11 protein-coding genes and 1 pseudogene are annotated in these 12,162 nt (G+C 65.8%); 6 read left to right on the top strand and 6 right to left on the bottom strand.

Annotation, left to right across the window (positions count from 1 at the left end; genetic code table 11):
• The first annotated feature begins 218 nt into the window (after nucleotides 1-218).
• Nucleotides 219-698 carry a lipocalin-like domain-containing protein gene (locus tag MBTS_RS20620; protein ID WP_192216372.1) on the top strand — a complete coding sequence of 160 codons (480 nt, stop codon included), beginning with the start codon at nucleotides 219-221 and terminating at the stop codon, nucleotides 696-698.
• 10 nt (nucleotides 699-708) lie between these two features.
• On the opposite strand, the gene dusA is transcribed toward MBTS_RS20620, so the two are convergent.
• On the bottom strand, nucleotides 709-1,713 hold the full coding sequence (dusA, locus tag MBTS_RS20615; RefSeq protein ID WP_192216371.1) for a tRNA dihydrouridine(20/20a) synthase DusA: 1,005 nt from the start codon (nucleotides 1,711-1,713) through the stop codon (nucleotides 709-711).
• 64 nt (nucleotides 1,714-1,777) lie between these two features.
• Nucleotides 1,778-2,332, bottom strand: a complete 555-nt coding sequence (locus tag MBTS_RS20610; RefSeq protein WP_192216370.1) for an urease accessory protein UreE — start codon at nucleotides 2,330-2,332, stop codon at nucleotides 1,778-1,780.
• A 220-nt stretch (nucleotides 2,333-2,552) separates the two neighbouring features.
• Between MBTS_RS20610 and MBTS_RS20605 the strand changes: the two genes are divergently transcribed.
• The 3 genes from MBTS_RS20605 to MBTS_RS20595 all read left to right on the top strand — a co-directional run bounded on the left by MBTS_RS20605 (nucleotide 2,553) and on the right by MBTS_RS20595 (nucleotide 4,555).
• Nucleotides 2,553-2,822 carry a hypothetical protein gene (locus MBTS_RS20605; protein ID WP_018042474.1) on the top strand — a complete coding sequence of 90 codons (270 nt, stop codon included), beginning with the start codon at nucleotides 2,553-2,555 and terminating at the stop codon, nucleotides 2,820-2,822.
• Between the two features lie 214 nt (nucleotides 2,823-3,036).
• Nucleotides 3,037-3,762, top strand: a complete 726-nt coding sequence (locus MBTS_RS20600) for a J domain-containing protein (protein WP_056143925.1) — start codon at nucleotides 3,037-3,039, stop codon at nucleotides 3,760-3,762.
• A 22-nt stretch (nucleotides 3,763-3,784) separates the two neighbouring features.
• Nucleotides 3,785-4,555, top strand: a complete 771-nt coding sequence (locus tag MBTS_RS20595) for an N-acetylmuramoyl-L-alanine amidase (RefSeq protein ID WP_056143928.1) — start codon at nucleotides 3,785-3,787, stop codon at nucleotides 4,553-4,555.
• Between the two features lie 184 nt (nucleotides 4,556-4,739).
• On the opposite strand, the gene MBTS_RS20590 is transcribed toward MBTS_RS20595, so the two are convergent.
• Entirely contained in the window at nucleotides 4,740-5,753 is a 1,014-nt protein-coding gene (locus tag MBTS_RS20590; protein ID WP_056144696.1) for a TerC family protein, read from the bottom strand.
• 315 nt (nucleotides 5,754-6,068) lie between these two features.
• Here MBTS_RS20590 and MBTS_RS20585 point away from each other — a divergent pair, with 315 nt between their 5' ends.
• Both MBTS_RS20585 and MBTS_RS20580 read left to right on the top strand, forming a co-directional pair.
• Nucleotides 6,069-6,878 (top strand): DNA-binding protein, encoded by an 810-nt coding sequence (locus tag MBTS_RS20585; RefSeq protein WP_147833115.1) that lies wholly within the window; start codon nucleotides 6,069-6,071, stop codon nucleotides 6,876-6,878.
• Nucleotides 6,879-6,883: 5 nt separating this feature from the next.
• Nucleotides 6,884-8,359, top strand: a complete 1,476-nt coding sequence (locus MBTS_RS20580) for a M48 family metalloprotease (RefSeq protein WP_026175699.1) — start codon at nucleotides 6,884-6,886, stop codon at nucleotides 8,357-8,359.
• Between the two features lie 177 nt (nucleotides 8,360-8,536).
• Here the strand turns inward: MBTS_RS20580 and MBTS_RS20575 are convergent, their stop codons facing one another.
• The 3 genes and pseudogenes from MBTS_RS20575 to MBTS_RS20565 form a co-directional block, all read right to left on the bottom strand.
• Nucleotides 8,537-10,303 (bottom strand): ABC transporter ATP-binding protein, encoded by a 1,767-nt coding sequence (locus MBTS_RS20575; RefSeq protein ID WP_056144699.1) that lies wholly within the window; start codon nucleotides 10,301-10,303, stop codon nucleotides 8,537-8,539.
• 200 nt (nucleotides 10,304-10,503) lie between these two features.
• Entirely contained in the window at nucleotides 10,504-11,835 is a 1,332-nt protein-coding gene (locus MBTS_RS20570) for an MFS transporter (RefSeq protein WP_018042481.1), read from the bottom strand.
• Nucleotides 11,832-12,162, bottom strand: a pseudogene (locus tag MBTS_RS20565) (PRC-barrel domain-containing protein); the annotation flags it as partial. The pseudogene MBTS_RS20565 and the gene MBTS_RS20570, both read right to left, overlap by 4 nt.

Genomic DNA, 12,162 nt, shown 5'->3' with positions numbered 1-12,162 from the left:
CGTCAAACGCCGCGGGCTTTTGCGTGTCAAATGACATATCCAAACTCAGCGGGAACGCATCACAAGCAGGCGAGCCAACTATCTGAGGCGTTGAGAGTGGCACGTCTTCATTGCATAGCTCAAATCGAGATGCCCGCGAGGGTGTCTCTGGTTGCAATGCTCTAAGAGGACAAAATCCGATCATGAGAGTTTCGACCCTACGACGCAGCTTTCTCGGAATGTGGCTTCCGCTACTCTTTACGCCGATGCTGGGCGGATCGGCGCAAGCCGCCAGCGATGCGCGCATCACCGGTTTGTGGAAGCTCGTCTCCTACGAAGTCGAGGTTCGCTCCACCGGCAAAACGATTCCAGTCATGGGTGCCCATCCGGCGGGGTTCGCTTATTTCACGCCCGAGGGGAGGGTATTCTTCAACCTCACCGGCGAGGATCGGAAGCCTGCGGTCAGCGACAAGGAGCGCGCCGCTCTTCTCGACACCATGGTTTCCTATACGGGCCGTTTTACCGTCACGGGAAATCAGTGGACTGCCAAGCTCGACGCAGCGTGGAATCCTGCTTGGGTCGGTACGGAACAGACGCGGTCTTTCGAGATCAATGGAGCGCGCCTTCGTGTCCTGACCCCGTGGCGCGTCATGCCGAACTGGGCAGAAGAGGGTGAGACTCGCAGCATCGTCACTTTCGAGCGCGCGACCGACAATTGACGTCCCGCGCTCACGCCGCCTGAACGGCGCTTCCTCCGGGAACTTCCCCGGATACCTGAGCCACAGCCTCGCGCAGGGTCGAGAGATCGGCATCCGCGCGAGTGCCGAACGTCGACAGGTGTCGGCGATAGGCACGCGCCCCGGGGCGTCCGTTGAACAGTCCGAGCATATGGCGGGTGAGCGTGTGCAGGCGGATACCGTTTCCCAAGGCTTCAGCGATGGTCGGTGCGAAAGCCTCGACAGCCTCGAAGGCATCCGCCACGGGGGCCGCTTCTCCAAAAACCCGGTGGTCCACGTCGAGCAGCAGGGCCGGCTCGTTATAGGCTGCGCGCCCCATCATCACACCGTCCACGACCGTGAGTTGGGTCAGCGTGTCGTCGATCGTGGCAATGCCGCCGTTGATAGCGATCGGCAGAGACGGGCGCTTCTGTTTCAGCCGCGCGACGCGTCCGTAATCGAGGGGGGGGACATCGCGGTTCTCTTTCGGCGACAGACCCTGCAGCCAAGCCTTGCGGGCATGGACGATGAGCCCGTCGACTCCCGCCTGCATTACGGCATCGACCAGCGAATCCAGGGCGACCTCCGTATCCTGATCGTCGACTCCGATGCGGCACTTCACCGTGACCGGCACCGAGATGGCGGCCTTCATGGCCGCCACGCACTCGCCGACGAGGATCGGGTCTCGCATGAGGCATGCGCCGAAACGGCCATCCTGAACCCGGTCCGAGGGACAGCCCACATTCAGATTGATCTCGTCGTAGCCGAATCCCTCCGCAATGCGTGCTGCCTCCGCAAGATCGCCGGGTACCGAACCCCCGAGTTGGACGGCGACCGGATGCTCTGGCTCGGAGAAACCGAGCAAACGCGTCCTGTCGCCGTGAAGAACGGCATTGCTGGTCACCATCTCAGTATAGAGCCGGGCACGGCGTGACAGGACACGGTGGAACGACCGGCAATAGCGGTCGGTCCAATCCATCATCGGTGCGACCGAGAAACGGATATCGCTGGGTGTCATGGTGTCCGTATGAAAGAGACGCGGCTCGGTTTCAATTGTGCGGCGACCGCTTCCGTTGCCCGCCTCAGTGATCGTGCTTGCAATCGGGGCCATGCACATGGGCATGGCCGTGATCCGCATGGTCGTGTGCATGCCCGTGATCGTGCGCATGCGAATGATCGTGACCGTGGTCGTGACCGCACTGACTGTGGTCGTGAGCCTCGCGTTCGGGTTTGAAGGCTCGCGAAACCGGGGTCGCGGCGCAACCCTGCCCACGGATCAGTTCGGCATTGGCCGAGGTCGCGGGTACATAGAGGACGTCTGCACCGATCTCCGCCGGGACGTGGTTGCCGCCGAACTGCCAGGCCAACCGCAGCAGGCGAGCCGGATTCTCCGCCCGTACTTCGAGCAAGGATTCCGCCGCAGCGCGAACGGTCACCAGGCGCCCGTCTTCGAGACGAAACGCGTCACCGTCCTCGATGGAGGCAGCCTTCGCCAGTGCTAGGGTGAAACTCACCCCGCCCGCGCCGGTGAGGATCGCGGCTGCTCCCTGGCGTCCCGCATGGTCGAGGGTCACGGTATCCGCCACGGAATCCGGGCGAATGGCGGCTTTGCGGACGATGGCGGTGGCACGCAGCATGGCTTCCTCGAAACGGTCCTGGGTTTTGTCCGGGCGTCCGGAGGGGGGCGCCCGAGGTGTCTGGCGTGCATCAGTAGAGGGTTTTCTGCCCGAACGGAAAGCGTGGCTGGAACCGTTTCCTCACGTGGTGCATTCCACGAACGGAATGGCTAAGCTACGTTGCGCAAGGTCACCACGGCGATAAGCCGGGCCACAAAACGCACAAGGGAGTCTCGGGACCATGAAGAAGCTCATTGCCGCTACCCTCGCCGGGGCTCTCGCCCTCTCCCTCGGCGCCTGCAATACGCCGCAGGATCGTGCTCTTGGCGGCGCCGGTCTCGGCGCCCTGGCCGGTGCGGCCATCGGCGGCGCTGCCACCGGTCGTGCGGGCGGCGCTCTGGCCGGTGCGGCCATCGGCGGAGCCAGCGGCGCGATCATCGGTGCCGGCACGGCTCCGCGCTGCCCATATGGCACGTATCGCGACGCTTACGGCGACGTGTACTGCCGCTGACATCGTTCTCCCGTTTGGGAGAAGCGGAGGGCCGGGGCGCATGCCTCGGCCCTTTTTCATGTCTCGGAGACAGGACGAGCAGGCGGAAATTGCCGTATGCGGGGCTGACCCGGTGGATGGCCGGTGGACGATGCGCTGCGATGCCGATGCTGCTTCAAGAACTTTTCTATCCTCTTCGCCCAAACACTGCTGTCGCTGACGATGGTGGCGCGGCGTGAGCGTCGGCATCTGGGGCAAGCTCGGCGGCGCGGGGATCGGCCTCGCCATCGGTGGACCGATCGGCGGGTTGGTGGGCGGCGTCGCCGGTCACTTCCTGGTGGATCGGGAAGGGGCCTTGTTCGGCGCGACGCCGAAGGACGTGGTCTTCACGACCGGCCTCGTGGCGCTCGCGGCCAAGATGGCGAAATCCGACGGGGTGGTGACGCCTTCCGAAATCGAAGCCTTCGCCAAAGTGGTCCAGGTGAGCGAACGGGAGAAGCCCGGGGTCCAGCGCCTGTTCGACCTCGCCAAAGGCACCTCGGCAGGGTTCGAGGCCTATGCGCGACAGATGGCAACGGCGTTTCAGGATGAGCCGGCGTTGCTGGAAGATGTGCTCGACGGCCTGTTCCATATCGCCAAGGCCGATGGTGCGATCCATGAGGCGGAAGAACGCTACCTGCGTGCCGTCGCCGAAACTTTCGGGTTCGACGACGTAGCCTTCCGGCGCATTGCCGCCCGGCACGTGCGCCTCGCCGACGACCCCTATCTCGTGCTCGACCTCGACCACGAGGTGACGGACGCGGAGGTGAAAGCCCGGTATCGTGCCCTCGTCATGGAGAACCACCCGGACCGGGCGATCGCCCGCGGCGTTCCGCCCGAGGCGGTGAGGATCGCCACCGCGCGGCTCGCCGCGATCAATGCCGCCTATGACCGGATCGCCGCCGAGCGAGGACTGCGCTGACACGCAAAGAGAGAGCTGCCGCATGAAGCCTATTCCGGAAAGTCCGGTGGCGACCAGCGTGATGCCGTCGCCCAACCACGGCGAGCGCAGGGGCGGTCCGCCGACCATGCTGCTCCTGCACTACACCGGAATGGAGAGCGCGGCCGCTGCCCTGCAGCGTCTCGCGAACCCGATCTCCGAGGTATCGGCGCATTACGTCGTGCTTGAGGACGGACGAGTGATCCAGATGGTGCCGGAATCGCGCCGCGCCTGGCATGCGGGAGCCGGTGTATGGGGGCGCACGGCCTCCGGGTTGGAGCGAGACATAAATTCGCGCTCCATCGGCATCGAGATCGTCAATGGCGGGCATGTCGGCGGCTTGCCGCCTTACCCGTCCAAACAGATCGACGCGGTGATCGCGCTTTCCCGGGACATCATCGCCCGCTGGGGCATCGCACCGTGGCACGTGCTGGCGCATTCCGACGTGGCGCCGGAACGCAAGGAGGATCCCGGCGAGCATTTCCCCTGGGATCGCCTGGCGGCAGCCGGGGTGGGGCATCACGTGCCGGCGGCGCCCATTCGCGACGGCCGCTTCTTCGCCGAGGGGGATGCCGGACAGCCGATCGAGGCGCTTCAAGCGATGTTCGCGCTCTTCGGCTACGACATTCCGGTGACCGGGATTTTCGACCCGCGAACGAAAGCTGTGATCACCGCCTTCCAGCGCAGATTCAGGCAGGAGCGCGTGGACGGCGTCGCCGATGCATCCACGATCACGACGTTGCGGGATCTCCTGGCCGGATTGCCGTCACGCTGAGCGGCGCGCCGCCGCGCGGGATACGGCTTGCGTCGTACGACGCACTTGGTGTGGCGGCCATTCGCACCGGCGACGCCATGAAACGACGTCGATCAGTCCATGCCCGGTGCCATTGTGCGGCCCCGTCGCTTGGCTCGCTCGACAGGACGCAGGAGTAGGTGGATGGACGACGAAGGCCATCTGATCAGGCGCGTTGAGACACCCTGTCCGTACCCTCGTGCTTTGCCACGTCCCGCGTGCGCCACAGGCTGTAGGCGACGCCACCGGCGAGCAGCACGAGCGTGACCGCCAGGGATACCCACGGCGGTACGTGGACGAGGTCGAACGTGTCTGCGACCACGATCTTGGTACCGATGAAGATGAGGATGAAAGCGAGGGCCGTCTTCAGGTAGGCGAAACGGTCGACCATCGCGGCGAGGGCGAAATACAGAGCGCGCAGGCCGAGAATCGCAAAGATGTTCGAGGTGTAGACGACGAAGGTATCCGTCGTGATGGCGAAGATCGCCGGGACGCTATCGACGGCGAAGATCACGTCGGCGCCGTTCACGAGAATCAGACCGAGGGCGAGAGGCGTGAACCACAGCACCGACTTCCCGGTCTCGGGATCCGGTTTACGGACGACGAAGCGTTGGCCATGCATTTCGGGCGTGATGCGCATCACCTTGCGCAGCATCCGCACCATGGCGTTGTCCTGGATGTCGCCGGCCTCCTCTTCCTTTCCGAACAGCATCTTCAAACCGGCGAAGATCAGGAAGGCGGCGAAGATCGACAGCACCCAGGCCGCCTGATGCACCAGGGCGGCACCGAGCCCGATCATCAGACCGCGCAGGAGAACCGCAGCGAGGATGCCCCAGACGAGGACCCTGTGCTGGGCTGCGCGGGGAATGCCGAGGGACGTGAGAATGACGGCGATGACGAAAACGTTGTCCATGGACAACGACTTCTCGACCACGAGGCCGGCGACATATTCCTGGGCAGGCTGAGCGCCGAAGTACCACCAGATCCAGCCCCCGAAGGCCAAGCCGAGGCTGAAATAGAACGCAGTGAGGAGAAGGCTCTCCTTCACGCCGATCTCGTGGTCCTTGTCCCGATGCAACAGGCCGAGATCGAAGGCGAGAAGGCCCGCGACCAGGGCGTGGAAGCCGAGCCACATCCAGACAGGCTTGCCGAGCCATTCGATGAAGAGAAAGTCGACCATTCGGGACCGTCGATGCTTTGCGAAACGCAGGAAAGCATCGGCTCCGACATCACGGAAGGCATAGACGCGCATCCGCCAGAGGGGCCCGCAGCCGATTGCCGTCACTTGGGATCCGCAGGGACGGGAATCAAGGGATGTCCCGGCAGCGTCGACGGCCCTTGTCGCGCAAGGGAGTTCGGCCGTGGCTTACGGTGTGGCTTACTGGCCGCATGACGGGGCAAACCACCCGGTCTTCTCCTCGTTTCCTTGTTTTGCCGCGATGGGAAGCCCCAGAATGGTATCTGGTTGCTCCGGTTCGGATCCGGATGGGCGAGGATGCAGCGCGTGATGATCGGGCGGCGGATCGAACGCATCCTGAGGACAGCGAGCATGGCGCTGGTTCTCGCCGGGGCGGCGCGGGCCGAAGCGGCGCGCTCCGTGGCGCCCGAATGCGTGAGTGGGCCGACGCGACAGGAGGCGCTCGCCGGGCTCGGGGAGCGTGGCGAGATGATCCTGGCATCGGGTGATCGCGCCGTTCTCGACGGGATCCGTTGGCCGGTGGAGGATGACGGCGCCGCGCGTGCCTGGATGCTCGACCATCGGCACCGTACGCTGACCCTCGTACCGCGCGGGGAGATCGACCGCTGGGGCCGTATGCATGTGGATGCGGCCGTCTCCGACGAAGCCATCGACCTGGCCGGAGGCTTGATCGAAGAGGGACTCGCTTATGCCGATGCGGGGGAACGCGATACGCTCTGCCGGCCGGCGTTGCTGACCCTGGAATCCGGGGCTCGGGCGGCCGCCCGCGGCCTGTGGCGGGCTGGTGTCCGCGAGGGCCGCGACGGTGCCGCGTTGCGTGAGGCCACGGGGCGTTTCATCGTGGCGCAGGGCCGGGTCGTGAATGTCAGCGAGCGTCCGGCGCGGACCTATCTCGACTTCGCCAAACGAGGCGAGGATGGCTTGACGGTCACCGTGTCGAAGCGCACTTGGCGGCGGCTGCGCGAACGTGGTCTGAATGTGGCGACCCTGCGGGGGCGCATCGTCCGGGTTCGGGGAATCGTGGAAGCGTGGCGCGGCCCCACCCTCGACATCGCGAGCGCAGACATGATCGAAGTTCTGGATGAGGAGCGGACGCTTCGGCGCTGAACGGTATGAGCGGGGGGCAGACACGACATCGCGGATATGGAGCGGTCCGAACCGGGCTGCTCGTCTCGACGCTCATCCTGACCGGTTGCAGTTCCGACCAGAGCGGCGTGGTCCTGCAGCCGGCGGCGATCAAGGTGCCCGTCGAGGCGCCTCGGACCACCGGCCGGGAGCGCACCGCATCCGATGCCGACCATGCCAAGCTCGTGGCGTCGTTCGGCGGGGAATACCGCTCGCCAGCGGCTCTGCGCCTGCTGACCGAGGTGACCGACCGGTTGGTGAAGGCCACCGATCGTCCCGAGGAGACCTACGCGGTCACGCTGCTCGATTCGCCGGTCATCAACGCCTTCGCGCTGCCGAATGGCCGTCTCTACGTGACGAGAGGCTTGCTGGCGCTCGCCAGCGATACGTCGGAGATCGCCGCCGTCCTCGCCCATGAGATCGCCCACGTCACCCTGCGCCATGCCACGGCCCGTACCGAGCTCGCCCTGCGCTCCCAACTGGTGAGCCGGGTGGTCGCCGACGTCCTCAACGATCCGGCCACCGGCGCGCAACTCCAGAACCAGTCGAAATTCGCCCTGGCCCGCTTCTCCCGCGATCAGGAGCTCGAGGCCGATGGGATCGGCGTGCGGACGCTCGCCCGTGCGGGCTACGATCCGTTCGGCGCGGGGCGGTTCCTCAACTCCCTCAACCGCACCACCAACATGAAGACCGGGACGGGCATGGCCGGCGAGCCCGACATGCTCGCCACTCATCCGGGCACGAGCGAACGGATCAACCTCGTCACGCGAGCCGCGCGTCTCATCGGCGCGCCCGGTCTCGGCGTCGATGAACGCGCCCGCTACCTCGCCGCCATCGACGGGATCGCCTATGGCGACAATCCGGGCGACGGCATCGTCAAGGGCCGCCGCTTTCTCCATCCGAGCCTCGGCATCGCCTTCGAGGTGCCGGAGGGATTCACCATCGAGAACACGCGGAACGCCGTCCTCGGTGCCACGGGGGAGGGGAGCCGCCGCCTCCTGTTCGATCAGGTCGAAAGCCATGTGGGCCAGAGCCTGGAGGAGGTGCTGCGCGCCACGTGGAGCGACAGCATCGAGGCGAGTTCGGTGGAGAACCGCATGGTCGCCGGCAACTCGGCGGTGACGGCGATGTCGCGCGGCAAGGACTGGACCTTCCGCCTCGCTGCCGTCCGGGTCGGAGAGACGACCTTCCGCATGATCATGGCCGCCAAGGGCAGCACGGATCCCGACGGTGCGTTCCGGCGCTGGACCGAAAGCCTGTCCGGCGTTGGCCCCGACGAGGTGAAATCCCTGCGCCCGTTGCGCATTCAGGTGGTGACCGCCGGACCGGCCGATACGGCCGACGAGATGGCACGCAGGATGGTCGTGCCGGATCGTCCCCTGGACCGGTTCCTCGTGCTCAACGAGCTGGAGCGGGGCGCCGTCATCCGTGCGGGACAAAGCTACAAGCTCGTGGTCGAGTAACGAGACACGGGTGAAGCCGCGCGCGAGGCCCGCCTTACATAGCGTTGAATGACGCCACCGGCATTTCCCATACCCCCCGGATGGTGGAGGGTGCGGTAATTTTTCAAGAGCTCGATCGCGCGGCTTCTCTCATCCGCGCGATCGAGGGTTCTGGGGTGTCTCCATTCGCCTGATCGGTCAGGCGGCGGCCAAAGCCGCCATCGACATCGATTCCTTCTTCATCAACTCGCGATAGAACCCGTCGAGATGGGTGAGCTTGTCCGGTGAGCCGTCCTGGATGATGCGCCCGCCTTCCAGCACCACGATCCGGTCGAAATCCTTCAGCGTCGAGAGACGATGTGCGATCGCGATGACGGTGCGGCCCTTCATCAGGTTGGCCAAAGCGTGCCGGATCGCCTCCTCGGAATCCGCGTCGAGGGCCGACGTGGCCTCGTCGAGCAGGAGAATCGGCGAATCCTTCAGGATCGCGCGGGCGATGGCGATACGCTGGCGCTGACCGCCGGACAGCTTCACGCCCCGGTCGCCCACGATTGTGTCGAAACCTTCCGGCAGTGCCTCGATGAAATCGGTGCAATGCGCCGCCGCGGCGGCCTTCCAGACATCCTCGTCCGATGCGTCCGGCCGGCCGTAGCGGATGTTCTCGCGCAGGGTCCGGTGGAACATCGAGACGTCCTGCGGCACCACGGTGATGGCCTCGCGCAACGAGTCCTGGGTCACGCGGTTAATGTCCTGGCCGTTGAGCAGGATCTTCCCGCCCTGAACCTCGTAGAAGCGCTGGAGCAGCGAGAACAGGGTCGACTTGCCGCCGCCCGACTTGCCCACGAGGCCGATGCGCTGGCCGGCTTCGATCTTCACGTTGAAGTCCGTGAATACCGCGCGCCCATCAGGGTAGGAGAAGGCCACGTGATCGAAATCGATCTCGGCGCCCGTTCCCGACAGCGGCATGGCCTCCGGATGGTCGATCAGGTCGTGCGGCTGAAGCAGGGTATGCAGGGCCTCCGACAGGCGGGCGGTATGCTGGGTCGCATCCACCAGGGCCACGGCCAGGTCGCGGGTGGCGGCGAGGATGCGGATGCCGAGGGTGCAGACGAGGACCACCTGTCCATTCGTCGCCTGGCCGGCTTCCCACATGATGATGGCCCAATAGAGCAGTCCGAGCACGGCGAAGACCGTCAGGATCGCGTGAACGATCCGCAGTTTCTCCAGGTAGAGCAGCGAGGACCGGCGCGAGCGCATCTCGACGCCGATCGTGCCGTCGAACCGCTTGTACTCCCGCTTGAACGCCGAGAAGGCCCGGACGAGCGGCATGTTGCCGACGAGGTCGACCATCTCGCCATCGACGCTGGCTGCCTTGGCGGCGAAATCGTGGTGAAGCGGCTTTCCCGCGGCCGCCATCTTGAACATCAGGACGACGACGGCGGCGAAGATGCCGGCCAGGACGCCCGCCATGGTGAGGTTCACGGTGCCGATATAGATGATCGACAGGAAGGCCGCGACGCAGGGCGGCATGACGTTGAAGACGAACATGTTCTCGACCGTGAAGATCGCGTTCGAGGTCGCCGTGATGCGCGAGGCCAGGGTGCCCGGCTGCCGGTCGGCGAAGAAGGACGGCGAGTGGCCGGTCATGTGCCGGAACAGATCGCGGCGGATATCACCGGTCACACCGACAAAGGTGAACGACCCGACGAGGCTCGCCACGCGCCAGAGCATGTTGTCGGCGGCGATGAAGGCGATGAGGACGGCCAGTGCGCCCCAGATCAGGCCTGCATCCGGCCCCTTGCTGAGGGCATCGACGACGCCTTTGAGTGCGTAATCGGTGCTCACCGAGAAGGCGACGGCGCCGAGAACGGCGCAGAGGATCACCAGATGCGGCAGCGCCCGCCGCTTGAGATAGCGGGCGACGAACGCGAAGGGCCTGTCGGCGTAGACGCAGAGGTCTTCCATATGGGTGACCATCCCAGTGCTCGTTTTTAACTGACGGATGCTCGCGCGATCCCGCAAGCAGGCCGCACGGAACCGTGAACTTATAGGTCGCAACGCTAATCTCGTCCAAGCGTTGCGGGCGACCGTCAAGCTTGCCCGTTTGTAGAGAGGAAACCTGAACGGGTGTTGAGCGGCAAGCGAATTCGGTGCCGGCCCACCCTTCAGACCACCTCGGCCTGACGGGTTTCCGGCATGATCAGGGCGAGCAGCGCGAAGCCGGCGAGACCGACGATGGCGAGGCCGAGGAAGGCGCTGTGACTACCGAGATGATCGGCCATGATTCCGGCCAGTGACGTCGACAGGGCGGCACCGATGCCCATGGCGGTTCCGACCGCACCGAGGGCGAGATTGAACCGTCCGGTGCCGCGCGTGACGTCGGAGACCACGAGGGGCACCATGACCCCGAACACGGCCGCCGAGACGCCGTCGAAGACCTGGATCGCGACGAGGAGTTCCGGGCTGTCGGTATAGGCGAACAGCAGCCCGCGGATCGGCAGGGCGGCGAAGCCGATGAGAAGGAGCGGGCGTCGGCCCCACTTCTCTGCGGCCCGTCCGACGGCAGGTCCGGAGATCGCCAGGACGACCTGGGGCACCACGATGCAGGCGGCGATGAGCGCCGTGGCGGTCTCGCTGGCCCGCAAGGTCAGCATGCTGCCCACCAGCGGCAGCATGGCGGCGTTGGCGAGGAAGAACAGGGTCATGCAGGCGGCAAAGCACAGAAGGGCGCGGTTGGTGACGATGGCCTTCAGCGCGCTTTCCTTGGGGCCGGACTCCACCGTCTCGCCCTGGCGTGCCTGAAGCGGCACCGCGCCAGGGCGAATGAACGAGAGCGCGATCAGGGTCGGGATCATGAGGAAAGCGGTGAGGTAGAACACCGCGTCGTTCGACAGGTAGTAACCGCAGGCCCCCATCAGCGCCGCAGCGACGGCGTTGCCGAGCGCCGAGAAGCTGGCATTGCGCCCGAGCCGCTCACCGGCTCGCTTATGGCCGACGAGGCCGATGCTGATGGCCGCGATGGCCGGTGTGAGAATACAGCTCGCCGCGGAATGGGCCGCCATCGCGAGGAGGACGATGAGGAAGCTCGGCCACATGGCGAGGGCGAAGGCGCTGAGCGAGATCGCCACCACCGAGAGCCCGGCCGCGAAGCGTCGCGAGCGGACGGCGTCGACGAAGGCACCGCCCGGCACCTGGCCGAGCAGACTCACGAGGCTCCCGACGGTCAGGGCGAAACCGATGTCGGATTGCGTCCACTGCGCCTGCGTGAAGTACACGGCGAGAAACGGACCGAATCCGGTCTGGAGGTTCGCGACAAAGAACGCAAAGGCGTCGAGCCCCCGGCTGCTCCTCACCGAACCAGCCTGCATGTCGGTGGAACCCTCTCCGGGCTTCTCGGCATAGGCGTCGCGTCGAAGAGCCCCACGCGGCCGGAACTCCGATCGCGGCAATTCACGGGGCTTGATGACGCGTCGATTCTGCGAGCGGGATGCCGTCATTTGTCCGGCGTTTTCTCACCCGGCTTGTCGGGCGCGGGAGAGGGTGCAGCGCTCGGCGGCGGCGCCACCGGAGCCTGGACCGGCGCCGCGGGCTGGGCCGCCGGAACCTGGCTCGACGCGGTCGCAGGAGCCGGCTCGCCATCGGGCGGAACGCTGGGGCTGGCCGGACCGAGGACCACGATAGGATCTCCCGGCTTGTACTCCGGCGAGACGCGCACCTGATTGCGGCTCAACTGAAGGACGAGGCGGCTCGGCTTGCCATCGGGCGAGAACCGCATGGACCGCCAATCCACGGCGATCTTGCGGGAGCCGACCCCGAGGAAGCCG

The organism is Methylobacterium bullatum (genome assembly GCF_014845095.1).
GTDB lineage: Bacteria > Pseudomonadota > Alphaproteobacteria > Rhizobiales > Beijerinckiaceae > Methylobacterium > Methylobacterium bullatum.
This window is presented reverse-complemented; position numbering and strand designations above follow the sequence as displayed.

Excerpts from the sequence above, each read along its gene's own strand:
- MBTS_RS20595 (WP_056143928.1), top strand. The coding sequence starts at position 3,785 with ATGAAGCCTATTCCGGAAAGTCCGGTGGCGACCAGCGTGATGCCGTCG.
- dusA (WP_192216371.1), bottom strand. The coding sequence starts at position 1,713 with ATGACACCCAGCGATATCCGTTTCTCGGTCGCACCGATGATGGATTGG.
- MBTS_RS20610 (WP_192216370.1), bottom strand. The coding sequence starts at position 2,332 with ATGCTGCGTGCCACCGCCATCGTCCGCAAAGCCGCCATTCGCCCGGAT.
- MBTS_RS20585 (WP_147833115.1), top strand. The coding sequence starts at position 6,069 with ATGCAGCGCGTGATGATCGGGCGGCGGATCGAACGCATCCTGAGGACA.
- MBTS_RS20570 (WP_018042481.1), bottom strand. The coding sequence starts at position 11,835 with ATGACGGCATCCCGCTCGCAGAATCGACGCGTCATCAAGCCCCGTGAA.
- MBTS_RS20580 (WP_026175699.1), top strand. The coding sequence starts at position 6,884 with ATGAGCGGGGGGCAGACACGACATCGCGGATATGGAGCGGTCCGAACC.
- MBTS_RS20605 (WP_018042474.1), top strand. The coding sequence starts at position 2,553 with ATGAAGAAGCTCATTGCCGCTACCCTCGCCGGGGCTCTCGCCCTCTCC.
- MBTS_RS20620 (WP_192216372.1), top strand. The coding sequence starts at position 219 with ATGTGGCTTCCGCTACTCTTTACGCCGATGCTGGGCGGATCGGCGCAA.
- MBTS_RS20590 (WP_056144696.1), bottom strand. The coding sequence starts at position 5,753 with ATGGTCGACTTTCTCTTCATCGAATGGCTCGGCAAGCCTGTCTGGATG.
- MBTS_RS20575 (WP_056144699.1), bottom strand. The coding sequence starts at position 10,303 with ATGGAAGACCTCTGCGTCTACGCCGACAGGCCCTTCGCGTTCGTCGCC.